This is a genomic window from Cohnella hashimotonis (assembly GCF_030014955.1).
Classification (GTDB): domain Bacteria; phylum Bacillota; class Bacilli; order Paenibacillales; family Paenibacillaceae; genus Cohnella; species Cohnella hashimotonis.
Map to the genome: position 1 here is coordinate 7,616,010 of NZ_JAGRPV010000001.1, position 24,797 is coordinate 7,640,806.

The 24,797-nt window shown below is 61.5% G+C and carries 18 protein-coding genes and 1 tRNA gene; 7 read left to right on the forward strand and 12 right to left on the reverse strand.

Going from position 1 to position 24,797, the window contains the following annotated elements:
* Positions 1–95 precede the first annotated feature (95 nt).
* On the forward strand, positions 96–1,058 hold the full coding sequence (locus KB449_RS36650) for a helix-turn-helix transcriptional regulator (protein WP_282911939.1): 963 nt from the start codon (positions 96–98) through the stop codon (positions 1,056–1,058).
* Positions 1,059–1,352: 294 nt separating this feature from the next.
* On the opposite strand, the gene KB449_RS30390 is transcribed toward KB449_RS36650, so the two are convergent.
* The gene (locus KB449_RS30390) at positions 1,353–2,366 is read right to left on the reverse strand and encodes a LacI family DNA-binding transcriptional regulator (protein ID WP_282911940.1); all 1,014 of its coding nucleotides are present in this window, start codon (positions 2,364–2,366) and stop codon (positions 1,353–1,355) included.
* Positions 2,367–2,536: 170 nt separating this feature from the next.
* Between KB449_RS30390 and KB449_RS30395 the strand changes: the two genes are divergently transcribed.
* A tRNA-Arg gene (locus tag KB449_RS30395) sits at positions 2,537–2,612 on the forward strand.
* Between the two features lie 53 nt (positions 2,613–2,665).
* Here KB449_RS30395 and KB449_RS30400 read toward each other — a convergent pair.
* The 7 genes from KB449_RS30400 to KB449_RS30430 form a co-directional block, all read right to left on the reverse strand.
* A complete protein-coding gene (locus KB449_RS30400) occupies positions 2,666–3,934 on the reverse strand; it encodes an efflux RND transporter periplasmic adaptor subunit (RefSeq protein WP_282911941.1) in 1,269 nt (422 codons plus the stop codon).
* Positions 3,935–4,072: 138 nt separating this feature from the next.
* Positions 4,073–4,936 carry a carbohydrate ABC transporter permease gene (locus KB449_RS30405; RefSeq protein ID WP_434082568.1) on the reverse strand — a complete coding sequence of 288 codons (864 nt, stop codon included), beginning with the start codon at positions 4,934–4,936 and terminating at the stop codon, positions 4,073–4,075.
* 40 nt (positions 4,937–4,976) lie between these two features.
* Positions 4,977–5,858, reverse strand: a complete 882-nt coding sequence (locus KB449_RS30410) for a carbohydrate ABC transporter permease (RefSeq protein WP_282911943.1) — start codon at positions 5,856–5,858, stop codon at positions 4,977–4,979.
* Entirely contained in the window at positions 5,851–7,338 is a 1,488-nt protein-coding gene (locus KB449_RS30415) for an ABC transporter substrate-binding protein (protein ID WP_282911944.1), read from the reverse strand. Before KB449_RS30415 ends, KB449_RS30410 begins: the two co-directional genes overlap by 8 nt.
* A gap of 186 nt (positions 7,339–7,524) precedes the next feature.
* On the reverse strand, positions 7,525–8,721 hold the full coding sequence (locus KB449_RS30420; protein WP_282911945.1) for a WD40 repeat domain-containing protein: 1,197 nt from the start codon (positions 8,719–8,721) through the stop codon (positions 7,525–7,527).
* The gene (locus tag KB449_RS30425; RefSeq protein ID WP_282911946.1) at positions 8,718–10,187 is read right to left on the reverse strand and encodes a sensor histidine kinase; all 1,470 of its coding nucleotides are present in this window, start codon (positions 10,185–10,187) and stop codon (positions 8,718–8,720) included. The genes KB449_RS30420 and KB449_RS30425 overlap by 4 nt, the downstream gene beginning before the upstream one ends.
* Before the next feature lie 2 nt (positions 10,188–10,189).
* Entirely contained in the window at positions 10,190–10,888 is a 699-nt protein-coding gene (locus tag KB449_RS30430; protein ID WP_282911947.1) for a response regulator transcription factor, read from the reverse strand.
* A gap of 254 nt (positions 10,889–11,142) precedes the next feature.
* Between KB449_RS30430 and KB449_RS30435 the strand changes: the two genes are divergently transcribed.
* From KB449_RS30435 to KB449_RS30450, 4 genes are all read left to right on the forward strand, one after another.
* The gene (locus tag KB449_RS30435; protein WP_282911948.1) at positions 11,143–18,696 is read left to right on the forward strand and encodes an S-layer homology domain-containing protein; all 7,554 of its coding nucleotides are present in this window, start codon (positions 11,143–11,145) and stop codon (positions 18,694–18,696) included.
* A gap of 441 nt (positions 18,697–19,137) precedes the next feature.
* Positions 19,138–19,947 carry a phosphotransferase family protein gene (locus KB449_RS30440; protein ID WP_282911949.1) on the forward strand — a complete coding sequence of 270 codons (810 nt, stop codon included), beginning with the start codon at positions 19,138–19,140 and terminating at the stop codon, positions 19,945–19,947.
* Entirely contained in the window at positions 19,944–20,177 is a 234-nt protein-coding gene (locus KB449_RS30445) for a hypothetical protein (protein WP_282911950.1), read from the forward strand. Before KB449_RS30440 ends, KB449_RS30445 begins: the two co-directional genes overlap by 4 nt.
* A gap of 46 nt (positions 20,178–20,223) precedes the next feature.
* Positions 20,224–20,646 carry a hypothetical protein gene (locus KB449_RS30450; protein WP_282911951.1) on the forward strand — a complete coding sequence of 141 codons (423 nt, stop codon included), beginning with the start codon at positions 20,224–20,226 and terminating at the stop codon, positions 20,644–20,646.
* Between the two features lie 4 nt (positions 20,647–20,650).
* Here the strand turns inward: KB449_RS30450 and KB449_RS30455 are convergent, their stop codons facing one another.
* The gene (locus KB449_RS30455; RefSeq protein WP_282911952.1) at positions 20,651–21,052 is read right to left on the reverse strand and encodes a hypothetical protein; all 402 of its coding nucleotides are present in this window, start codon (positions 21,050–21,052) and stop codon (positions 20,651–20,653) included.
* A gap of 18 nt (positions 21,053–21,070) precedes the next feature.
* Positions 21,071–22,351 (reverse strand): ArsB/NhaD family transporter, encoded by a 1,281-nt coding sequence (locus KB449_RS30460; RefSeq protein WP_282911953.1) that lies wholly within the window; start codon positions 22,349–22,351, stop codon positions 21,071–21,073.
* A 77-nt stretch (positions 22,352–22,428) separates the two neighbouring features.
* Between KB449_RS30460 and KB449_RS30465 the strand changes: the two genes are divergently transcribed.
* On the forward strand, positions 22,429–23,103 hold the full coding sequence (locus KB449_RS30465) for a hypothetical protein (protein ID WP_282911954.1): 675 nt from the start codon (positions 22,429–22,431) through the stop codon (positions 23,101–23,103).
* On the opposite strand, the gene KB449_RS30470 is transcribed toward KB449_RS30465, so the two are convergent.
* The gene (locus KB449_RS30470; RefSeq protein ID WP_282911955.1) at positions 23,100–23,384 is read right to left on the reverse strand and encodes a hypothetical protein; all 285 of its coding nucleotides are present in this window, start codon (positions 23,382–23,384) and stop codon (positions 23,100–23,102) included. The two genes, KB449_RS30465 and KB449_RS30470, sit on opposite strands and share 4 nt — an antisense overlap.
* 18 nt (positions 23,385–23,402) lie before the next feature.
* Entirely contained in the window at positions 23,403–24,683 is a 1,281-nt protein-coding gene (locus KB449_RS30475) for an ArsB/NhaD family transporter (RefSeq protein ID WP_282911956.1), read from the reverse strand.
* Positions 24,684–24,797: the final 114 nt, after the last annotated feature.

Here is a 24,797-nt window from a genome sequence, read left to right on the forward strand (position 1 = left end):
TACAATGTTATGATATGCCTTGGATTGACGTATCTCCATGCATTGGATTCACCAATTTCATATACTTTTTTTCTCTTGCGGGAAGGGGCAAGCCGGTGGAGGTCAAAACCTATTATTATAGTGCGGGCGGCATGACGCAGTTCCGTTATCCGGAAGCTGCGTACGAGGGATGGGTCGTTCTGGCGCCGCAGTCCGGCCGGTTTTCGTTCGCCATTTACGGCGGTGACCAGGCTGAAGAGCATGCGGCGGCTGGCGGCAGTGCTGGTACTGGCGGGACTGGCGGGTCCGCGGCGGAAGGGGTTGGGTTCGGGCGGGCTGGCGCTAGCGGGGCTGGGGCGAGAGCAGACCGGTCGGATGCTGAACGGACTGGCGCTAGCGGGGCGAGCGCTGACAAGGCATCGGCCGTTGAGACGACGGCTGCGGCTTGCAGCGGCGAGGCGGCGTTCGGCGAGCTCGTGATTTGCCCGCCCGGCTTCGTGCTGAAGCGGTCCATGCTGGAGCCGACCGCCTTCCACTTTGTCGAGCTGTCGGGGTTGGGCGGACTGGAGCTGCCCCCGGGCAAGGTGCGCATCCGTGACGTGCAGCGGCTCGGTTCGACCTTCGCGTACCTGGCCCGGCTGCGCGCAGAGCAGTCCTACGACGACATGACGGAATTCGACCATTTGATTCGCGACCTGCTGTTTCTCGTGCGGCGGGCGCAGGCTTCCGCCGCCGCCTCGCGGCGCGAGACGACCGAGCCGCTCATGCATCAAGCCGCCGCGCTAATGGAGCGCGGCGCCTGCGAGCCCGACTTTTCCCTGCAGGACATCGCCGGGCAATGCGGATTGCGCGCCTCGCAGCTCAGTACGCGATTCCAGGCGGCCTACGGCATGTCTCCGATCCGGTTCGCTACCTCCGTCCGTTTGGCAAAGGCCGCCAAGCTGCTCGTCGAGACGGACCTGACGCTGGACGACATCGCCGAGCGCTGCGGCTACCAGAACGCGTTTTACTTCAGCCGCGTCTTCTCCAAGCAAATGAAAATAAGCCCTTCCTTATTCAGGAGGGCCAACCAGGTGTGAGCTTGGGCGGGTTTTTGGGGCTCGGCAACGAATAGCTGTCAAAAGGCAGCTGTTTCGGCGATTTTTCGCGACAAACAACAAATAGCTGTTAAAAGGCAGTTAATCGGCTTCATTTCTCGCCATTCCGGCCGAGAACCTCCAGATAGATGCCTTTTAACACTTATTCCAAGAGCTCGTTCACGTCTCGGGGAAAATAGTTGCCTTTCAGCCTTTCAGCGGCTATTTCGCGCATGGGATGAGAGGAGCAAGCGCACTTGACGAGCCAGCCAGTCGGACGGAGAATCCGCGGCGGCACTAATGCTCTCGCGGCGCCGGGCCCGTCGTCTCGCGCACGATGAGCTGCGTCGGCAGAATGACCGCGGGCGGCGGCGCCTCGGGCTCGACGATCAGCCGATCCAGCAGCTCGATCGCTCGGCGGCCGAGCGCCGGCATGTCCTGCCGCACCGTCGTCAGCGACGGATGCACGACCCGCGCCTCGTCGATGTCGTCGAACCCGACGATCGACAGCTCGTCCGGCACCGCCACGCCCGCCTCGCGGGCCGCCTGCAGGGCGCCGATCGCGCTCTTGTCCGAGCCGCAGACGACGGCGGTCGGCCGCTGCGGCAGCGCCAGCAGCTGCCGCATTCCGCGGTAGCCCGTCTCCTGCGTGAAGTCGCCGACAACGATATTTTCCGGATGCACCGTCAAGCCCGCCGCGTCCATCGCCTCATGGAAGCCCGCAAGCCGCCGCTCGCCGACATACGAGCCCGGCAAGCCTGCAATGTTGGCGATCCGGCGATGCCCGAGCCCGTGCAGGTAACGCACGGTGCCTTCCACCGCCTCCTTGTTGTCCGAGGAAATATAGCCGGCCCGCTTGCCCGTCAGATTCAGGTCGATGAACAAGGTCGGGATGCCGGACGCCACCAGCTTGTCCGCGTCCAGCTCGCCGAGCTGAAAGCCGAAGGCGAGCACGCCCTCGACGTTGCGGCTGCGGCAGTGCTGCACGAAGTTATACTCGGGATGCGCGGACAGCTGCGCCAGATAGATCAGATCGTAGCCCCGCTCCTTGAGCGCCTCGTCGATGCCGCCGAGCAGATGCACGAAAAAGGGATTGGAGAGGCCCGACGTGAGCAGGATCCCGATCGTCATCGACCGCCTGCCGACGAGCGAGCGGGCCGCCTCGTTCGGACGGAACTGCATCTCTGCGACCAGCGCCAGCACCTTCTCCCGCGTCGCCCGGCTGACCGTCGAGTAGTCGTTGAGCACCTTGGATACGGTCGCGACCGACACGCCGGCCGCCTTTGCGATATCGCGTATTGTAGCTGTCATGCCGCAGCCAGCCTCCGCCCTGCCCCGCCCGGCGTCCGGGCGATGATTTCCTCCTACCATATCGCGAAGCGGCTTTTTTGGCAATCCGAATCCCGTTTGATCTCATACGGTCCCAGGTAGAATTTCGTTTTGGCTCTCCGGAGGGATTATGCTATAATGAATTTTACTGTGGCCCCGTAGCTCAGCGGATAGAGCACACGTTTCCTAAACGTGGTGTCGGATGTTCGATTCATCTCGGGGCCGCCAGTTTAATCTCGCACAAATGCCCGCAGGCTGCCGGATCGTTCCGGCAGCCTGTTTTATATTCGCACCCGCTCGCCCTCGCTCAACGGCTCCTCGCTCTCGACAATCATCCGATCGCCTTCGAACAAGCTGCCGGAGACGGCGGACATACCGTCGCCCGTCTCTTTGACGGAGACCGATCTGCGCGAGGCGTAATAGGCGTTGCCCAGCGGTCCCTGGCGCTCCTCGATCACGAAGACGTAGGTACCGTCTCCGTCCCGGTGGACCGCCGCGCTCGGCACGAGCATCGTATCCGTCTCCGAGGCTTCCTTCTCGAGATGGACCTTGACCGTCTCGCCGCCGCGAATCGAGGCGTCCGTCAGCTTGACGACGATCCGGTAGCCGGGCACAGAAGAAGCGGCCCCGTCTTCCTCTTCTCCTGCTCCGCTCCCGTCCAAGCCGGGCAGATCCTGCAGAATCTCCGTCACGACGCCTGCTACCGTTTGATTGTCGCCGCCTTGCATATCGCCTTTCATCTGGCCTTGTTCCTCGCGTTGCGCCTTACCTTGCACTTCGCTTTGCATATCGCCTTGCTTCTCTCCTTGCAACTTACCTTGCTTCTCGCCTTGCGCCTGCACCTGCACCTCCAGCTTGTCGCCCACCGCCAGCGTCTCTGCGAGCGAAGCCGGCGGACGCAGCTCGAACCGGTACCCGTGACCGCTGCTCGCCAGCAGCACGTCCGGTCCCGCCGACACGCCGGCCGTTCCTGCGAGCGCATGCACCTCCTTCACAATCCCGTCCACGGGCGCGACGAGTTTGCCCTTCTCCGCCATGTCCGCCTGCAGGCCGGCGATCAGCTGCTGCTGCGCGACGATGTCGATATCCGCGCTCTCCAAGGCGGACTTCGCGCCGGCTACGTCCGCCGCGTCTCCATCCTTCGCCGCCTGTATATACTGCTGCTGCAACAGCGCGATCTGCAGTTGCAGCTTCTTCAGCGAAGCCTGCTGTGCCTCGATCTGCTCCCGGGCATCGCGATCGTCGTAGGTAACGAGCGCCTGCCCCTGGTGAACCCGGTCGCCCTCCTTCGCAAGCACCTGCTTGACCTTCCATCCGGCGGGATTCGGCAGACTGAGCGTCTCGACCGGTTGGACGACCGCCGTGCCGTCGTATTGGGCCTTCACCCGGCCGCTCTGAACCGGCTGGACGGCGACCTTTGGCAGCGTCAGCGCCAGCAGCGTATTGCCTAGCAGCGTCAGCACGACGAGCAGCCCGGCGAATACGCCAGCAGCCATACGGATGCGACGCTGGCGCAGCTTCTGCCCCGCACCCGTCGCTTCGGTGTCCATCGTATCCCTCCCTTCGCATAACGCATTTGCAAAGCGCGCACAGCACCATATCCCGGCTTTTCCACGAACAACTTCGGCACCTCGCGCAGCTCCCGCGCAAGGCGGGGCGGCATGTGCCGGCTGTCAATTTCCCGTCCGCTACCCTTTGATCCCCGACAATTGAATCCCTTGGACAAAGTAGGACTCCGCATATAGATAAAGCAGGATCATCGGCGTCATATACAGCACCGATGCGGCGAAGCCGATGCCGCGCGCTGTCCGGTTGATATGCGCCAGATAGAGCGACAGCGGCTGCTTGAACGTATCCTGCAAAAAGATGAGCGGCTGCTCCACCATATTCCAGTAATCGACGAACAGCAGCACCGTCAGCGACGCGACACCCGGCATCACGAGCGGCAGGACGACCCGGGCGAAAATCGTCCCATGACCCGCCCCGTCGATTTTCGCCGCCTCGGTGTAGGTGCCTGGAATATGGAGCATGAACTGGCGCAGCATGAATACGCCAAAAGCGCCGAAGATGCCCGGCAATATGATGGAAGCCTCCTTGTTCAGCAGCCCGAGCTTGTCGATCATGATATAGTTGGGCACCAGCGTCACCTGGAACGGCATCAGCATCGTCATGAGGTAGACGAGGAACAGCTTGTCCCGCCCGCGGAAGCGCAGCCTGGCGAACGCATAGGCGGACAGCGAAGCTACGGCCGTCTGACCCGCGACGATGGGCAGCACCATGCCGGCCGAATTCCAGAACATGCGCAGGAACGCCGGGTTAAAAATCAGCACCTGCCCGTATTGCGACAACGTCAGCCAGTCGGGCAGCAGCTTCAGATTAATGAACAGGTCTCGCCCGCCTGCCGCGACATCGGTCATCTCGCCGAGCAAGCCGTAGTTGGCGCCGATCTCGCGCTCGGTCATCAGCGAATTGGTGAAAGTCAGCGCGATCGGCACCAGCGCGACCGCGGCGATGACGACGAGAAGCGCGCTCAGGCCCAGCCTGGCGATCAACTTTCTTTTCTCCAACTGCAGCGGCCCTCCTCTCCTCCGATCATTCCATCCACGATCGGAACCGCTTCTCCGTCGCCAGCAGCGAGCCGGCGAGGATGACGATGCATCCGACCATCAGCGCCGCCGCGGAGGTCAGCTTCTGAATGTCGAGCGAGAAAAACATGTTGTTCATATAATGCTGCAGCATGTAGATGCGATCGTAGGGGTAGTCGCCTGTGAGCAAATACGTCTCGCGGAACACCTTGAACGAGTTGATGATGGAAATGAGAATGACAAACACCGTCGTCGGCGTCAGATAAACGAGCGTAATATGCGTCAGTTGCCGCAGGCGGCCCGCGCCCTCGATCCGCGCCGTCTCGTAATACGACTGCGGGATCGACAGCAGACCCGCGAGAAAAAGAATCATGTCGTAGCCGACGTTTTTCCATACGTACATCGCCACGAGCGTCGGCATCGCCCAATCGGATTGGAGCCAGTCGATGCGCCCGTAGCCCAAGCCGTGCAGCCAGGCGTTGAGACTGCCGTTCCAGTCGAGGAAGATCTGCCAGATGGCGACGACGGAGGCGACCGGCACGACGAGCGGCAGCACGAAGGCGGTCTGCAGCCATCTGCGCAAAAACAGCGGCCGGCTGAGCAGAAGCGCAAGCCCGAGCGACAACGATATCAGGATCGGCACGCTGACGCCCGTGAACAGCAGCGTGTTGGCCGCCGCCTTGCGGAACGAGCCGCTCGCGAGCAGCGCCTCGTAATTGGCCAGTCCGACGAAGCGGCCGCCGATCGTCCTGTCTGTCAGCGAGTACCACAGTCCCATCGCGAACGGGAACAGATAGAACAGCGCGAAGCCCGCCGCGCCTGGCGCCAGGAACAGCAGTGCCGCCGCCCCGTCGCCGCCGCGCCATAGGCCCCGCAGCCGCCTACTCATTAAGATAAGTCGTCACTTTGTTCTGAATCAGCTTCGCGACGGCTTCTGCGGACTTCTGTCCGGTAAAAAAAGCTTTGCTCTCTTCGCTGATGATATCGCCGATCTTGGTCGACTGGCCGACCGGATGCACCGCCGCCGTCACGATACCGTCGAGCAGATCCAGATGCGCTTCATTCACCTTGAAGGGATCGGATTCCGCAGGGCCGTTCTTGTAGCCGGGCACCTCCCCTTCGTCGCGCAGCTTCTCGATCTCCTTGTCGTAGGCGATTCTGCTGATCGGGAATCCCGTATGCCCCAGCGAGATATCGGGATCGGCCGCGCCCTGCTCGGAGAGCAGGAACTTGACGAAATCCCACGCCTGCTCCTTGACGGGCGAGGCGGCGTTGATACCCATCGTCTGATTGGCCGCGAAGTAACCGCCCGGTCCCATCTCCTTCGCATGCGGCTTCGTGTAGACACGGGCATTGCCGTCATATTGATCCATCAGCATTAAAAACTCCATGGGCGAGGGGATTTGCGTGCTTTGGAAATAGGTATTGATCTTGGGGTTGTCCGCGAGCGATTCGCTCCGGAAATTCGCCTTCATTAAATCGATCACCACGCCGTCGTCGAACAACTGCTTGACCTGCGTCATTAGCTCCGCGAATCCCGGCGAATCAAAGCTTGCCCGGCGGCCCGCTTCGTCTACGAATTGCGCGTACCGCTCGTCGACGAGCTCCGACAGCATATAGTCCGGCGTGTTGGCCAACGCATGCGGATGGGTGCCCTTCTGGATGAGACGCTGGGCCGACTCGGCGAATTCGTCCCAGGTCCAGTCGCCATCCTTCACGCCGCCGTCCTTGTCGATCGCGGCTTTGTCGCCAATGAGGGTGACCGGATAGAAGGACAGCGGCATCGCGTAGAGCCCGCCCGCGATCTGCATATTGTCCAGCACATTGGCGAAGTAATCTGCCTTGTTAAAGGCCGCATCCCGATCCATCCAGTCGCCGAGATTGGCCAGCAGTCCCCGGCCCACCAATTTTTCTTTGGGCAGCAGGTCCAGCTCCATGACGTCCGGGCCTTTGCCGGACAGCAGCGCCGTATTCGTCTTCGCGACATACTTCTCGATATTCGCGATCTGCGAATCGAGATCCTTGAATTCCGTCTGGGCGGCCTGCAGCTCGACCGTCACGTTCGTATGCGCCTGCTCGTACTTCTTGACCGCCTGCTTCAACTGCTCGCTCGGCTCGAACGAGGCCACGACGAGCTTGACCGGTCCGGTCGGCAGCTTGATCTCTTCCCGCGCGACCGCCGGCGCATCCGTCCCGGCGCCCGCGCCCTTGCCGTCCGTCGACGCTCCCGTCTGCTGCGCGCCGGCGGAAGGTTCGCCCTGTCCGTTCGCGGCGCTTGGCGAACTGCCGACATTACCGCCGTTTCCGCTGCACGCGGAGACACTAAGAAGCAGCACGCTGAGTGCCGTCATCAACCCGATTCTTTTCATCGCCATCCACCTTCCGATATTCAGCCTGCGGCCGAATCGAGCTTTATTTCCGGCCGCCCGTTCAATGTAATACACGGATGTGGACATCTCTTCACCGACTTGTGAACAAATTGTCTCCAAACGAAAAAATCCGTGAACGGCGCCGGATCAGGCAGCCGCTTCACGGATGGGGAGACAGGAGAAAAGCTAGCGGAATTGCAGCACGAACGAGGCATAACGGCCATCGGTATCTTCCGCCGGCGCCGGAACCGCACGCTCCTGCGCATAAGGCGGCTTCGTCCCTTCGAGGAGCAGCCTGTCGCCGTCCGGACTCCAGGCCAGCAGCATGGGGACGATCCCTTGATAGACGACGGCTTCGTTCAGCACGTTGTTGCCCTGCAGTCTGCCGGCCACGACCGTATCGTCGCCGCGCGAGAAGGCGATCGTCTGCTTGTCCGCCGACAGACTGAACAGGCCCGTCCCTTCCGCGAGCACGGTCAGCGCGCCATTGCGCGCGTCGTAGCCGAACAACGTATCGTCGGCGCCCGCGAAGACGATCTGGCTGTCGTTGACCCAATCGGCCGAGCCCGCGCCGGAGAGCGGATGCGAATAACGGCTCTCGAAGGCGCCGCCGGCTCTCTCCGCGAGCATCACGTAACTTCGGCCCTCGCGCAGCTGTCCGTCCTGGCTCTTCTCGTCGTCCTTGTAGACGATCAGCGCTTTCGCGCTGTCGTTCGACAGCTTGACCGATACGATCGCAGCCGATGAAGACGTGTCGGCAGTCCATTCGTAGCTTGCCGTGCCGCCGGTCTTCGCGTCGTAAACCTCGATGCGGTCGGCGCTCGCTTCGGGCTCCCGAACGCTGTACGCCAAGTATCGGCTATTGTCCGACCAGGTGAACGGATACTTGCGCCACTTGAGCGCCGCGTACGGGATCGCCGCTACGTCGCGGCCGTCGTCGGCCGCGAGCAGCTTCAACTTATAAGCGCTCCCTTTAGCGTCTGCGTCTTTGGCGAGGCCGAGCAGCAGAAGCCCGTCCGGCGAGACGCCCAGCGGGATGATGTAGGGGTCGCTCAGCACGGCCGGATCGCGATAGGGGGTCGCAAGGGATACGAAGCCGCGCTCGGTATCGTTGGCATACCCGATCAGCCGGCCGCCGGCCGCCCAGCCGAGCGGATAGCCGAGGGTCCGCTCGCCGAACGAGACCTTGAAAATCGACCGCACCTCGAACGTCGTATCGATGCCGTCCGTCGACGCAGCCGACGCCGCGTCGGGGATGACGACCGTCTCCGAGCGGAGGCGGCTCGCGCAGCCTGCCAGCAGGGCGAACGCCGCCGCCAGCGCGAGCGCGAGCATCCCGCCGCGCAGCGCTTTTCCCGTCTTGCGCCATGTCACAGACCTCATCGCCCGAACACCCCCCTCTCCGCGGCGTATGGCAGCGCGACCCGCACCGAAGTCCGCCTGTCTTCGCTGTCGATTCGAATCGTGCCGCCGTGCCGCCCGACGATCGCATGGCTGATGCTGAGGCCCAGCCCGACGCTGCCGGTCTCCCCCGAGCCGGCTTCGCCCCTGTAGAACGGCTCGAAAATCCGCGCCAGTTGCGCGTCCCCGATCGGCTCGCCGATGCTGTCGATCCGGCAGCGAACCGTCGCCGCCTCCCGCTCCGCCCGGACGTCGATCTCCGTTCCCGCGTCGCCGTACTTAATCGCATTGTCGACCAGATTGATGAACAGCTGTCTGAGCTGATCCGCATCGCCTTCGACGAACAGGTCTTCGTCGGCCGCGCACGCGATCGTCTTCCCGTACCGCTCCGCCTTGAAGGCCATCGACTCGCACACGTCCCGCAGCAGCCGGGCCGCGTCGAGCCGTTCAAGCTCGTCCGCCCGCAGCTCGGGCCGGGGATTGGACTGCTCCAGCAGATGCACGACCAGTTCGTGCAGGCGGCGGCCCTCTTGAACGATATGGTCCATGCCCTTGGCGAAGAAGGCCGGATCGTCCGCCCCGTTCGACCGGATCATCTCGGCATAGCCGATGATCGACGTCAGCGGCGTCTTCAGCTCGTGCGTGACATTGTCGAAAAACTGCTTGCGCTGCGCATTAAGCGCCTTCAGCCGGTCGCGGTCCGACTCGATCGTCGCGATCTGTCCCCGGATTTTTCCGATCATCGTGTTGAAGTTGTCGGCCAGCCTGCCGACTTCATCCCGCCGCCGGATCGTGAGATTGACGTCCAGGACGCCGTCCGTCACCTGAGACGAAGCCTTCGTCAGCTTGACGATCGGCACGGTGACGTGGCGCGACAGCAGGTAGGCGAACAGGAAGGCAGCGGCAAAGACGGCCAGCGCGATGTAATAGAGGGAATCGAGAATGCGGCGGCTCTGCTCGTAAAGTGGTGAGTAGTCCTTGGCGAAACGCAAGATGCCGACCTTCTTGCCGTCCACGACGACCGGATAAGCGTACAGCACCGAGGCCGTGCCGTGTTCGTAGGATACCGAGTACGCCGTCTCGCCGCTGACGGCATGACGCAGATCGTCGGCCGTCCCGCCGGAGAACGCCGCCTTGTCGGATGCGTACAGCAGCTCGCCTGCCGGCGAATACGCGCCGACATCGTCCGAGGTGGCATGACGCAGATCGCCGACCATCTCCTCGGCCATCTGCGCGAAGTAGATCTCGTCGCTTGCGTAATGATTGATGAGAAACGCCTGCCGGACGTAAACGCCGCTGTTGTTTTTGAGGCCGATCAGATCGTCCGTTATAATCTTTCGGTTGCCCGACGCGATGATGCCCGCGATGATCTGGTTCAGCAGCAGGAACGATACGCAGAAAATAACGAAGAAACCGACGGCGAACTTGGTGCGGATCGTCCGGAACATGGCTAGTCCCCCCGCTTCTCGAACTTGTAGCCGATGCCGAACACGGTCGTGATCCAGTCGCCGGCGTCCAGCTTCTTGCGGAGCCGAAGCACATGCGTGTCGACCGTCCGCGTATCGCCCGCAAAATCATAGCCCCACACCAGATCCAGCAGCTCCACGCGCGTGAAAATTTTGCCGCGGCGGCCGTGCAGCGTCATCAGCAGATCGAACTCCTTGGGCGTCAGCTCGACCGTCTCCCCGCCTTTGCGCACAAGCCGCTCGCCGACGGCGATCTCCACGTCGCCGAAGCGGACGGGCGCAGCCGCCTCGGGCTCCTCGGCCGCGCGGTTCGACTGCGCCACCCGGCGCAGAATCGTCCGGATGCGGGCCACGACCTCCCGCATGTCGAACGGCTTCGTCATATAATCGTCCGCCCCGAACTCGAGACCCAGCACCTTGTCCGTAATATCCGACCTTGCCGTCAGCATCAGGATCGGAATATTGCGCGCCGCCGTCACGTGCCGGCAGAGATCGAGCCCACTCATGTCGGGCAGCATCCAGTCGAGCAGCAGCAAGTCCGGTTCGAACCGCGCCGCCTCTCGCAGCGCCTCCGCGCCGGTGCCGGCCGTCTGCGTGCGGAAGCCCTCCCTTGCCAGTCCGTATGCCAGCAGATCGGCGATCGCCGCTTCGTCTTCGACAATCAAAATTTTAGTCCCGTTCATGCTCGCACCCTCGCCGTCCGTTTTTACTTATTTTAACCGATCGCGGTCCGGCTTGCCCGCAGGGCGATTCGATGAAGCCGTTTCCTGACGCCGGCCCGCCCCCAACGCGCCGTGCCTATGACTTTTATGACAACAGGTCATGACCGCGTCATGCCAAGTTTGGGTACGTCGATCCTGACGTACGCCGAGCCGTCCATGAGATGATGGCAGGAATACTGCGATACGTGTCGGTATCCTAGGAGGAGGAAGATGCAATGGGACGGGCATGGAGGAAGATGCGGACCCTTACGGTTGTTATCTTTGCACTATCGCTTCTGCTCAACGGAAACTTGAATCCATTGTCGGCCGCGCCGGAGGCGCTGGAGGCGGACAGTTCGGCGCTGAATCGGTCGGGGCTGTCGCGAACGGCTGGCCTGGCTGAACAATCAATTAATCATACGGTGAAGGTCGCCGAGATGGTTGCGCCGCCAAGCGGCGACGGTCTTCCGCATGAAGAGACGGGCCCGGCGCTCGGCGTCTCCGCCGCGAGGGACTGGAGCCAGGGCGAAGTCCATTTCCGATGGGAGTTGGCGGCCTCCGATGAAATCGAGATTCGTTGGGACGCGTTGACGATTCCCGATCCCAATGATCCGAATCAGCGGATTCCGGCGGAGGGGGTCGACCACTATGCGCTAAAATGGAAGGTTGGGGGCGCGTGGGTGACCCTCAAGGAAACGAAGGACGATTTCTATTTCCTGCATGCGGGCTTACCTGAGGCGAGCTTTGCGGACTACAGACTCGATGTCTACGACGAGACGGGCGAAAGCGAGTATTTCTTGTTCACGGCAGCGACCGATCATAAGAACGAACGGCCGATCCTCTCCGGCCTCGAGCTCGGCCTGTACGAGGAGACGATCAGCGCGGACGGCTCCGCGGTCGTCTTCATGGCGAGCGGCCAGGACCCGCAGCTTCCCGGCTCCGCGGACGGCAAGACCGGCTTGTATCTGTATCGCCAGGCGGGGAACGGGAGCATCGTGCGCCTGGACGACGCCGCCTCCGATATGGGCGGAGCGGGCCCGGCGCTCGCGATCAGCGGCGACGGCAGATATATCGCTTACCCGAAGGGAAGCTACGATAAGGGGTACGGACTGTATCGCTTCGACACGGTTGCGGGCACCAGTCAATTGGTCGCTCTGCCGGGCCCGACCGGCTTCGAAACCGTCGGTATAAGCGGAGACGGGGGCAAGCTGGTGTTCGACTCCTCCTCGACCGACCTTGTTCAGGGAGATACGAACGAAGTGAAGGACGTTTTCCTGTACGACTTCGCGCTGCCCGAAGCCGAGCGGCTCCGCCGGATCAGCCTGACCACCGACGGCGGGCAGGCGCAGGATGACAGCCTTCAGCCCGCGATCAGCGCGGACGGGCGCTATGTCGCGTTCGTATCAGAGGCGTGGGAATACGTGCCGGACAAGGACGACAGCGGCGCAGACCGCAGCCGGCTTTACCTATATGACATGCACGCCGTGACGCACCTCGAGATCGTGGACGAAGAGACCGACTCCGGCACCTTTACCTGGCCTTCTTTGTCCGCGGACGGCAGTAAAATCAGCTATCTGAACGAATACAACCGACGCAAGGTCCGCATCGGCGTGTACGACCGCAGCCAGTCCGCGGAGATCTGGCATCTGGGCACCATCAACAACATTTCAATGGATGGCCCGAAGCTGACGGGCGACGGGAATTTTGTCTATGTCAAGCTGCACAACGCAGACATTTATTCCCCGGCGGAGCCTTATCGATCGCGCGCTTACGTACGGTACGATATTCGCGAGGAGAATACGTACCGTTATGTCGGCAGGCCTCTGGCCGACAGCTCGCTCAGTCTGAGCGAGGACGGAACGAGAGGCGTTTTTGCATATGAACGTTATCCGAATCCGGATAACGAAGAGGTTTCGAGCGAACCGCAGGGCATTCACCTTCGCTACGTATGCCTGGCCTCCTGCTCGGACACGCCGCCGCCCGGGGATGCGGTGACAAAAGCGAGCATCGAGCTGCCGCAGCAGGTGAACGGCGCCGTTCCGATGAACGGCCCGGTGATCATTCGCGCCCTGGCGCAGCCGAATCTGCAGCTGCAAGCGAACATTGCCTACAAGTTAGCGGGGCAGGACGACAGCCTTACCGCCACTGTGCCGCTTGTCGCCGCCGCCGATGAGCCGCGCGCGTACCGGGCGGACTGGACGGTGCCGGCCGGCGCGCGCGAGATCGTGTCCGTGCGCGTGCAACCGAAGGACAAACCCGAGAATGGGAAGACAGCCGACGGCGTACCGGTGGAAGTCGCGGGCGCGCTGAAGGTGAAGCTGACCACGGCGGACGCCGCCCAGCTGAAGGGCGCTCGCGTGAGTTTGTGGAGCCCGACTGCCAAGCTTGGCGGGTCGACTGCATTTTCGGATAAGCTGGATGCCGTAATCGCGGCGAGAGCGGCGTCCGACTATACGCTGCGCGTGGTCGACGCCGATGGACGGCTGCTCAAGGAGATGACCGGCATCGCAGTGAGGGCGGGGGAACAAAGCGAGCTGTCCGTCGCTGTCGTCGCTGCCGCGCAGCTTGTCGTCGCAGCGATTGACGAAAGAAGCAATCCGGTTGCGAATGTGCAGGTGGAAGTCCGCGGCGCTGACGGCGGCGAATTGCTTTACGGCGGCAAAACGGCCGGAGACGGACGGCTCGCGATTGCGGGCAGCTACTTCTCCGGACAGGAGGTCCAGATCAAGCTGACCGCTCCCGCTCCCTATCAATCGCCTGCTCCGCAAAAGGTTACGCTGAAGGCGGGTGGTCAGGAACACGAGATCAAGCTGGTCAATCTCGACTTCGGGACGCTGGAAGGAACGGCGCTCGTTGGCGGCAAGCCGGTTGCCGGCGTGACCGTCAAGCTGCTGGCGAATTATGGCGGCATCCTCGGCAAGACCGTAACGGACGCGCAAGGCCACTATGAGCTGCGGGCGCCGGCTGGCGAGTACGCGGCGGTGGGCGAACGAACGGAAGCGCCGCTGTATCTAAGCCAGCAGCATCCGGTGACGCTGCGGGAAGGACGAACGGACACGCTGAATATTCCGCTCAGCGATCAAGGCTTCGGCCGGATCAAGCTGGACGTTAAGGTAAGGCATATCGACGGGAGCGTGGAGCCGGTCGCCATCACGGACTGGCGGGCGGCCGTCCACTACAGCCTGCAAGTCAAGGCGCTTAACGCCGCGCAAGGCTACCGCCTGAATGCCGTCGACGAACGCGGCATACCTGTGTATGGCACGCCGGGCGATACGCTCGAAGTATGCGCCTCCGGGCAGGAGGCGGGACTAAGCGGCGCTTGCGCGCAAGTGACGTTGAACGACGCCAGGGAAGCCGTGGCGACGCTTGTGCTGAAGGAAGCGGCGAGGCTGTCGGGCAAAGTCGTCAATTACACGGCCACGACCTACGGCTTCTTCCAATGGCGCGAAAACGAAAGCGAATATTGGCGCTCCGGGAAAAGCCTGATCTTCAACGACAAGGGCGAATATCTTCTTACGATGCCTTATGCGGGTCAGTATCGTCTGAACATTAAAGACAATGGCGGGCTTGCCTATCAATTGGATGGCGCAGCCGCGCAAGATCAGTGGGTGCGCCTTCCCCCCGTTACGCTCACTGCCGACACCTTGCGGTTCGCGGAAAAGCCCGGCAACGGATACGCGCAGGACGATCTCCGCGCGGCGCCGAGCGGCACGGCGTCCTTGCAGGCCGCCTATCGGCTTGACGGAACCGTGGCGGTCGACAATGCCGCATTGATCGTCTCCGTTCCGGCCGGAACTTCTCTGCTGGCGGGCAGCGTGATGCTGAACCGGACGCAGGTCGCCGCGACCGATGAAGGCGGCGGGACATACGCGATCGCGCTGGGCCGTCTGGAGCCGGGCGCGCAAGGGACGTTGTCCTATCGGATCTCTCTCGACGAAGCGGTCCCGGATGAGACGCTGCACCAGGTTTTCATCCGCTACGGCAAGCCGTCGGGGGTCGGCACGAACCAAGAGACGATCGGTTCGGCCTACGTCCGCACCGCCGATATTACGCTGGAGGCGCCGGAGACGGCGAGCCAGCGGTCGTTCACGGTCAGCGGACGGGCCCCCGCCGGCAAGCGGGTGCTTGTCTATGCCGACCGGGCGCTTGTCGGCAGTGCGCAGGCGACTGCAGGAGGCCTGTGGTTTGCCAAGATTGAACTGCCGGACAGGGCGTCCGATCTCGTCTGGCGGCAGCAAGGCGCCTACCGTCTGACCGCCGGCGTCGAAGAGGAGACCGGCTATGCGGAATCGCGCCCGGCGCTTGTGGAATTCGATCCCGATGCGCCGGCCGTCGTCGAGATGTCGATGCGCCAGGATGGCGGACGCGCAGCCACATTCAGCCCTGCAGACGGTATAGCCCGCTTTCCGTTCGTTATCGTACCCGGCCAGTCGATCTTCATCGATATGCGCATTTCGCATGCGGAACGGATCAGCAATCCGACGGTCAAGATCGGCAACCTGACGGCTGAATTGACGGAGAGCGAACCCGGGCAATTCCAGGCGGTCATCGTTCCCCAGTATAATCTGGGAACAGGCGTGTTCGTGAGCTACGACACGGCGCCCGCGGCTATCCAGGCAAGAACGGAGGAACCGACCGCGGAACAATGGGAGGCTCAGCAAGCCGCCTTGGCCGCCGACGGGGGACCCGTACAGGGCGACGTCTTGAATCCAAGTACGGACGGGCCGGATCCCGAAGCGGCGTATACGCCGACGTACAAGGTCGTGTTTCCGGACAAAGACCATACCGAAGCGCATGTCCGAATGAGCCTTAAGGCAGAGCGGCTCGGGGGCGATCCCGTTCCGTACCGCGGCTTCGAGCCGACCCTGGACTCGACGGGCGTACTGACCGTGAAGGGCAGCATTTCCCGCGCCGCCTTGACGAATGATCAACTGCGCGAGCTGGCCGCTTTTTCGCCCAAGCTGCAGTCGCTCGCAGACCCGGGAGACCCGCTGTCGACCGACTACCTCGGCATCACGCTCGCCGTCGCCTTCCCGAAGGCGGAGAAGTTCAATACGGCGTTAGGCATTCTAGGCGGTCTGAAAAGCTATGTCAGCGACACGATGGATTTTATGGACTATTCCGACCAGCTGCTGCAGTTCCAGGACTATGTCGTTCAGAACGAATGTCATGCGCCGAGTGTCAAGTATTTCGTCGACCAGACCGAATTGCTGTTCGATATGGCCAGCTCCGGCCTCGTCGTCAAAAACGCCATCACCGGCATCGGGCTCGTGGCGGGAGTTGCCTTGTCCAAGCTGCCTGCATGGGTGACGGGCTCCGCCGGTTTGTATATGACCGCGATCAACGACGCCGTCATGAGCAATTGGAACAAGCGTCTGGACGACTTGAAAAAAGAATTCGAGGACAACAAGAAATGGCGCGACAAGATGGCTGAAGCCGGCGCGATCGATCGCTGTAAAAAGAAGGAAGAGAAAGAGGAAGAGCCGCAGAAAAAGGTGGCCGATCCGGTATGGATCTGGGACCCGAGCGGTTATGTCTATGAAGCCGTATCCGGCAACCGGATCGAAGGCGTGACGGCTACGCTGCTTCAGGAAGATCTGTCGCATGCGGGCGATTGGAAGGAATGGGATGCCGACTGGTACGGCCAGACCAACCCGCTCGTCACCGACGCGCAGGGCAAGTACGGTTGGGACGTGCCGGAGGGCAAGTGGCGAGTCCTATTCTCCAAGGACGGTTACCTGCCTGCGCAAAGCGAGGATCTGACCGTTCTGCCGCCTCACTTTGACGTCAACGTCGCCATGGTGTCGCTGGATGCCCCGGTTCCGGCTGCAGGTCAAGCTGTGGTCGGCAAGCCGATCGGCCTTGCGTTCAGCAAATACATGGTCGCGGATACGGTCATATCCGGCGGCATTATCATGGAAAATGCCGCAGGGGATCAGGTGAACGGCCGTATCGAAGCCGTCGATCCGCAGACGGACGAGGCCGGTCAGACGCTTGCCCGCAGCTTCCGTTTCGTGCTTGACGAACCGGCGGCTGCGGGGGAAACCTACCGAATGCGCGTACTGGCGCACGTTCAAACCTACGCGCATGTAGGGATGGATATGGAACGGGCATTTGATCTGACCGTACTGCCCGCCGATACCCCCGTACAGGAAGCGGCAAGCGGTTTGAAGGCGATCGCCGGTCAGCGCGAGCTGCTGGCGGAATGGAACAGGCAAGGCAGCGCCGATGCCAAGCTGTATCGGCTGACCGCCACGCCGCAAGGCCGTTCTGGCTGCGAGCCGATTGCCGCGGAGATCGGCGCGGACCGCAGCAGCGCGTCGTTCACCGGGCTTTGCCCGGGAACGGATTACGCGCTGCGATTGACCACGTTGGACTTTAACGGCGCGGAATCGGCCGGCATTGCCGCGACCGTGCGGACGAAGGACGCGGCTGCACTGCAAGTGGATACGACGCCTCCGGGCGAGCCCGCGAACGTTTCGGCCCAATGGGCGAACGACCAGTTGAGCGTTGCCTGGACAGACCCCGCCGATGCGGACCTCCGCCACGTGGAGGTATCCTACAGAGTCAAAGGGGAATCGGAGTTCGGCCATGCGTCGTATGCGGCCAAAGGCGAGCAGCGGATCCGCTTGACGGGGCTTGATGCCAGCAAATCCTATGAGATCATGCTGCGTTCGTTCGACCAGCGGCTGAACGGCTCGGCCGGCGTCATCGCGAGCGGCACTTCGGAGCCGGGCGGGAATCCCGGGGGGAATCCGGGAGGCCATGGCGGAGACGGCGATCCGGCGGATCCCATGCTGACCGAGATCGACCTGGACGCTTCGAAGGGCGAGCATTCGCTGTTCGAGGGCACGCTGCGGCTCACCTACCCGGCCGGCGTCTACAAGGAGCCGCGCAAGCTGAAAATCAAGCATCTGCCGATCGGCTCGTACCCGCACGCATCGGGCTTGATCCCGCTCAGTCCCGCGTTCTCGCTGACCTTGGATCAATCCGCTGCTGCGCCTGCGAAGCCGACAGTACTGCAGATCAAGTACGATCCCGCACTTCTGAAAGGCCAAGATGCGCGCAAATTGGGCGTGTATCGGCAGGACCCGGCTAATCCCGCGAACTGGGTCTATGTCGGCGGCGTCGTGGACGTCGGCGCCTCGACGGTTCGGGCGGAGGTATCCGAGTGGGGCGCGTACGCCGTCTTCCTGCGCGACATCTCGTTCGCGGATGCGCAAGGTCATTGGAGCCGTCCGGAGGTGGAGGTGCTGGCGAGCCGCGGCTTGCTGTCGGGCGTTGCCCCGGGTCGGTTCGAGCCGAACCGGCAGTTGACGCGCGCGGAGGCGGTGAAGCTGCTGCTCTCGCTGCTGCGAGCTTCCGGCAAGCTTGAGGAACCGCAAGCAGGCGCCGATGGCATCGAATTCGCGGATGTGCGGAACGATTCGTGGTATGCGGCCGACGTCAAGCTGGCCAGCCGCCTCGGCCTCGTTCAAGGAGCGGGGAGCCGATTCCGGCCGAACGATCCGATGACCCGCGAGGAGCTTGCCACCATTGTCTACCGAGCCTCGATCCGGCCCTCCGAGGAAGAAGGCGCTAACGGCGACGACTGGATGTCCGGATACAAGGACGCCGCTTCCATAGCAGCGTGGGCGATTCCAGGTATGCGGGCGGCGGTCACGGATGGCTGGCTGAAGGGGCGCACCGCGTCCACGCTCGTGCCAAAGGCAAATATCACGCGAGGCGAAGCCGCCGTCATCCTGTATCGCCTTTTGGATGGGGCAGGTTTGATCGAGGATCAAAATTAAGCTTCCCGAACGCCTGAACGCACGACAATCGGCGCCAACTTCTCCGGGGCGGCTCGGCTGCGAGGTGCGATGCGGCGACGCCATCCCTGTGCGCGCTCCCCTTGCGCATCGCCCGACGATGCGCGAGGGGACAGATATGCGAGATATAAGCCGTGAACAACGCCAGGCCCGCGGGCTTGGCGTTGTTGCGCTCTCCGCAGCCGATCAGCACGCCGATTAACTGCTGTCCAACAGTTATCGCTTTGCCGGCATCTCGAGAAACATCGCAGGCTGCAAGTCCTCGGCATGATCCGGCTCGTTCGTGAGTCCCGCAGGCTGCGAGCGCGGGCCGCATGCAGGTCGCAGCCGCCAGCTTGCAACTTAAGAAGCGTCCGCTACGGTATTGACGAACCTCCTTATTAAAAATATGATCCGTATAGATAAACATAGAGGAGACTTGGCATGTACGGTACGCGCATCGGCGCCGGAAGAACGGCCGAGATTTACGAGTATGGCGAGCAGCGCGTTCTCAAGCTGTACCTGCCGGGCATGCCCGAGCCGCAGGTGGAGGCAGAATACCGGATCAGCCAGGCAGCCTGCCGCGCAGGCATCCGGACGCCAATGGCGCTGGCCCGCGTACGGCATGACGACAGGCACGGAATCGTATTCGAGAAGATCGACGGCGGCACGATGCTCGCAGCGCTCGCGCGCCGCGACGATAGCGTAGAGCGGGAGTCCGCGCGAATGGCGCAGCTTCACAGTCAGATTCACCGCATAGCGGTACCGGGATTGCCCGACCAGAAAAGCAGTCTCCAGGATCGGATTGCGCGCGCGCCCCTGTTGAGCGACGAGGTAAAGAAGCGCTTGGCGCGGATGCTGCGAGATCTGCCCGATGACGACCGCCTTTGCCATGGCGATTTTCATCCCGACAATATTATGTGGGGCAATCAGGAATGGATCATCGACTGGATGACGGGGATGAGCGGACATCCGGCGGGCGATGCGGCCCGAACCGCGCTGCTGCTCCGATACGGGAGCTTGCCGGACGACGCGCCGGCCGGAGTCGCCGAATGGCTGGCCGACATGCGTGCCGAGCTGCTCGACGGGTACCTGCTCTCATATGCGAATCAGACCGGCACGACGCGCGAGCAGATCGAACGCTGGATGCCGCCCGTCGCCGCAGCCCGCCTGTGCGAGGGGATTCCCGAAGCGGAAAAAGAAGCGCTGGCGACATTTGTTCTGCAATCTCTGGAAGGGTGTGAACCTGGATGACCGCGCGTGCGTGGCTGTTTGGCGCGGGAATCGCGGTCGCGTTCCCGGCGCTGGTTCATCTGCTGCTCGCTGCCGCATCGCGAATTTTAAGCACGAACGATACTGGCGACTTTGCTTATCACGATACGACGTTCGTCGTTTACCATATTGGATGGGCAGGAAACATCGCCTTAGGGCTTGTTGCGTTTATCCTATACATGCTGATGTTTGTGCTCTTACGGCCCAAGTAATAACGACACCACACTTATTCGTTCGATACGGAGGGAAGCACGCTCTATGCCGAAGCATATGAAGCTCGTGACGGCGCTGTCGCTCATGCTCATAATGCTCGCTCAACCCATTTATGCCGCGGAAAAGTCGGTCAAGATCAAGGTAACGGTCGTGTCGGTCAAGCTGGTCGAAAACAATCACGTGGGAAATGAGTGGCTGACCGCCGCTAAGATAAACGGGAAGGAAGTATCGGCAGGTTCCTCCCTTACCTTGACGCTCAAAGCCTCCGAAACGATCCATTTGAACGCTTATGCGGAGGAGCAAGACAAGATCCCCGAAGACGGCGAGGCCACGGCTTCCGTCAAAGCTTCATCGATCGCGAAGACGACAAACAAGGCGTTAAGCGTGGTCGTGACGGAAAACCGAGGCCGCTATTCTGGCGAGACTGCGACATGGAAGTTTACTTTTAAGCTGCAAAAGCTATCCTAGCGGCTCAGCCGACTTGCGACGTGCGCTTCACGATCCTGCGGAGGTAGAGTCGCTCTCCCGTTTCAAACAGCAGACGTCCAACCGATATGGAAAAGCCGAGAACCATGCCTCGCTGCGCCATCGCTCCCCCTTCCAGCACGCCTAGCAGCAGCCCTAAGACGACGGGAATCAGAATCAGCTCCCAGATGAAGCTTCTATGCCACATTCGTCCGGCGTTTTTATGCAACGCGTAGTCTTCTCGCCTGATATCCTGCCGATACCGGAATCCGATGCTCGTCAAGATCACGATCAAGGACACGTACAGATGATGATCCACCCCGTCCGCCGCGTAAAAAGTCGCGACCATCGGGACGCTAAACAGAACGAGATAGAGCAAATAGAGGACGTATTTGTCGGTACGCTTCACAGGGCAGCCTCCCCGATGCTAGATCAAATATCGTAAATACACATACACGCTCGCGATCACCACGGACAGCAGCATCAGCGGGAGGCCGACCTTCAGGTATTGCACGAACCGAATCGGATGTCCTTCCTTACCTGCCATGCCGGCCACGATCAGGTTGGCGCTCGCGCCGATGAGCGTGCCGTTGCCGCCGAGACAAGCGCCCAGCGCCAGACTCCACCAGAGCGGCTCGAGGTTGCTCACGCCCATCGTGCCCATCTCCTGAATCATCGGGATCATCGTCGCCACGAACGGAATATTGTCGATAAAAGCGGAGGCGATCGCGCTCAGCCACAGGATGAGCATCGAAGTCGCGACCAGGTCGCCACCGGTAAGATCGACCGCCCGCTTTGCCAGCTCGGCGATGACTCCCGTCTCGACGAGCCCGGATACGAGCACGAACAGGCCGACGAAGAAGAAGATGGTCATCCATTCGACTTTGGTCAGCGCCTGCTCCAGCTTATGCTCGCCCGTGAGCAGCAGCAGGAGAAAAGCGCCGGCAAGGGCGACGGTCGCGGACTCGAGATGGAGCATCTGGTGGGTGAAAAAGCCCAGCAGCGTCAGCCCGAGTACGGCGAGACATTTGCGCAGCAGCTTCGGATCGGTGAGGAGCTCCTTCTCGCTCATCTCCATGATGCCGCGCTTCAGCTCGTCGGTCGTCCGGATTTTTTTGCGGAACATCCAGATGAAGAGCGGCACGTAAGCGGCCATGACCAAGATGGCGACAGGCGCCAAATTCTCGATAAAGGCCATAAACGTAAGCTCCGGGACGGCGCTGCCGATCATAATATTGGGCGGGTCGCCGATGAGGGTTGCAGTCCCGCCGACGTTGGATGCGATAATCTGCGTGAGCAGGAAAGGCGCCGGATTGACGCGCAGCTGCCGCGTGATGCTGAAGGTCACGGGCACGATGAGCAGCACCGTCGTCACGTTGTCCAAAAACGCGGAGCATGCCGCCGTTATTAACGACAGCAGGACGAGAATGCGGATCGGCTCGCCCTTCGCCTTTTTGGCAGCCAAAACAGCGATGTACTTGAACATGCCCGTGTCGGCCGTCGTGCTCACGATGATCATCATACCGATAAGCAAGCCTAGCGTGTTGAAGTCGATATGATGGATCGCCGTCTCCTGATCGACGATGCCGAGGACGACCATGAGCAGACCGCCGATCATGGCGACGATCGTCCGGTGTATCTTCTCCGAGATAATAAGCGCATAGATCACTAGAAAAATGCCGATTGCCCAAACCGCTTGCTGTTCCATTCAAGTCCTCCCGTGAATTTGAATACCTTCATCCATTTTGACCGACAATGGGAATAAATATGGATGGGAGGATCAACATGTATCGAATCCTCGCGGCGTTGGCCGCCTGTGTGTTGTTTGGATATTTCCCTGCCCCGATCGCCGTCGCGGACGCGGATCCTTATGCCGCGCTCAAGCGTTTGTCCGCCGGCGGCGGGACGCCACTGGAGATCCGAATGGACGACCGCACGCATACGCCAGCCCTGCTCACCGGCGCATTGTCCAAGCCCTCCAAGCATACGCCGGCGTGGATTGCGCTTGAATTCGCGAACAAGGCCAAGCGAATATACGGCATTCAAAGTCCCCATTCCACGATACTGGTGGCGGAGATCGGCGAACCGTCGGCGTCGATTGTCCGTGTGCGGCTGGTCCATCTGCTTTACAAGACGCCCGTATGGGGAGACGAGCTGCGAATCGATATCGATAAAGCAGGAATCATTCGGCGCGTAGAAGGACGAATACACCCGAATCTGGCGAAAGCGACCCTCAACAGGCCGCGTCATGCCGCCGTCAGCCAAGTGGAAGCCTTGCGCATCGCAGCGGCCGGGGCCGGCATCGGACGCGCAGATGCCGGCCGTGCCGAGGTTCGTCCTTATTACCTCCCCGACCGCGCCGGCATCCCGCTCGTATACGCCGTAACTTTTCAACGATCCGGCCAGTCGCCGCTGAACCTCACGATCCATGCCTTGACCGGCCGCGTCATTCCGCTTTAGTCGGCCCACTCCACGCTTCGCAGCACGCGCTGCTTCATCAGCTCAAGCACGAAGTCCACGTAATAGTCTTTGCGAACGATTACTTTATATTCGTGATTCGGATAATGGTAGAACAACACGTCCGTATACACGCGATTCTCGTCGAATTCCTGCCGCACCCGCTTGAGTCCTTCGAGCATCGGAGAATGGTCCGACACGATCGCGATACGGAACTCTACGTCGTTCTCATTGGCGGATTCTTCGATGCGCAGCGCGGTTTCGTCAAAACGATATTTTAACATATCGGATGCCCCCTGAACCTAGATTAAATAGCGAAGATAGACGTACGCGCTTGCGATGACGATGGACAGCAGCATCAGCGGGAATCCGATCTTCAGAAACTGAACGAACCGGATCGGATAGCCTTCTTTCCCCGCCATGCCTGCGACGATCAGGTTGGCGCTCGCGCCAATGAGCGATCCGTTGCCGCCCAGGCACGCGCCCAGCGCCAGGCTCCACCAGAGCGGCTCGAGGTTGCTGACGCCCATGTTGCCCATCTCCTGGATCATCGGGATCATCGTAGCGACGAACGGAATATTATCCAGGAACGCGGAAGCGATCGCGCTCAGCCACAGGATAAGCAAAGACGTCGCGACCAGGTCGCCTCCAGTCAGATCAATCGCCCGCTTCGCGAGCTCGGCGATGACGCCCGTCTCGATCAGGCCGGATACGAGCGCGAACAAGCCGACGAAGAAGAAGATCGTCATCCACTCGACCTTCGTGAACGCCTGCTCCATCATATGCTCGCCAGTAAGCAGCAGCAGCAGGAAGGCGCCCGCCAAGGCGACGGTGGCGGACTCGAGATGGAACAGCTGGTGGGTGAAAAAGCCGACCAGCGTCAGTCCCAGCACGATCAGACACTTGCGCAGCAGCTTCGGATCGGAGATCAACTCCTTTTCGTCCATCTCCATGACGCTGCGCTTCAGTTCGTCGGTCGTTTGGATCTTTTTGCGAAACATCCATACGAAGAGCGGGATATAGACGGCCATGACGACAACGGCGACAGGCGCTAGATTGTTAATGAACGCCATGAACGTCAATTCCTTAACGGCGCTGCCGATCATGATGTTCGGCGGGTCGCCGATCAGGGTCGCCGTGCCGCCGACGTTGGATGCGATAATCTGCGTCACCAGGAACGGCACCGGGTTGACGCGCAGCTGCCGCGTGATGCTAAACGTCACGGGCACCATGAGCAGCACCGTCGTCACGTTGTCCAGGAAGGCTGATCCGACCGCTGTAATGAGCGACAGCAGGATCAGGATACGGACCGGCTCTCCTTTCGCCTTCTTGGCCGCCAGCACCGCGATATACTTGAATACCCCCGTCTCGGCCGTCGTGCTCACGATGATCATCATGCCGATTAACAGCCCAAGCGTGTTGAAGTCAATATGATGGATCGCCGTCTCCTGATCGACGATGCCGAGGACGACCATGAGCAGTCCCCCGATCATGGCCACGATCGTCCGATGGATCTTCTCCGAGATAATAAGCGCATAGATGACTAGAAAGATGCCGATTGCCCAAAATGCTTGTTGCTCCATAAGGCCCTCCCTCATACATTTGATGGAAATAGGATGTCCGCAACCGCCCGGCGTATGCCCTTCATTCCCATTTGGAGAGGCCGAAAAAAGCAAAGAGAAGCCCACCAAATGGCA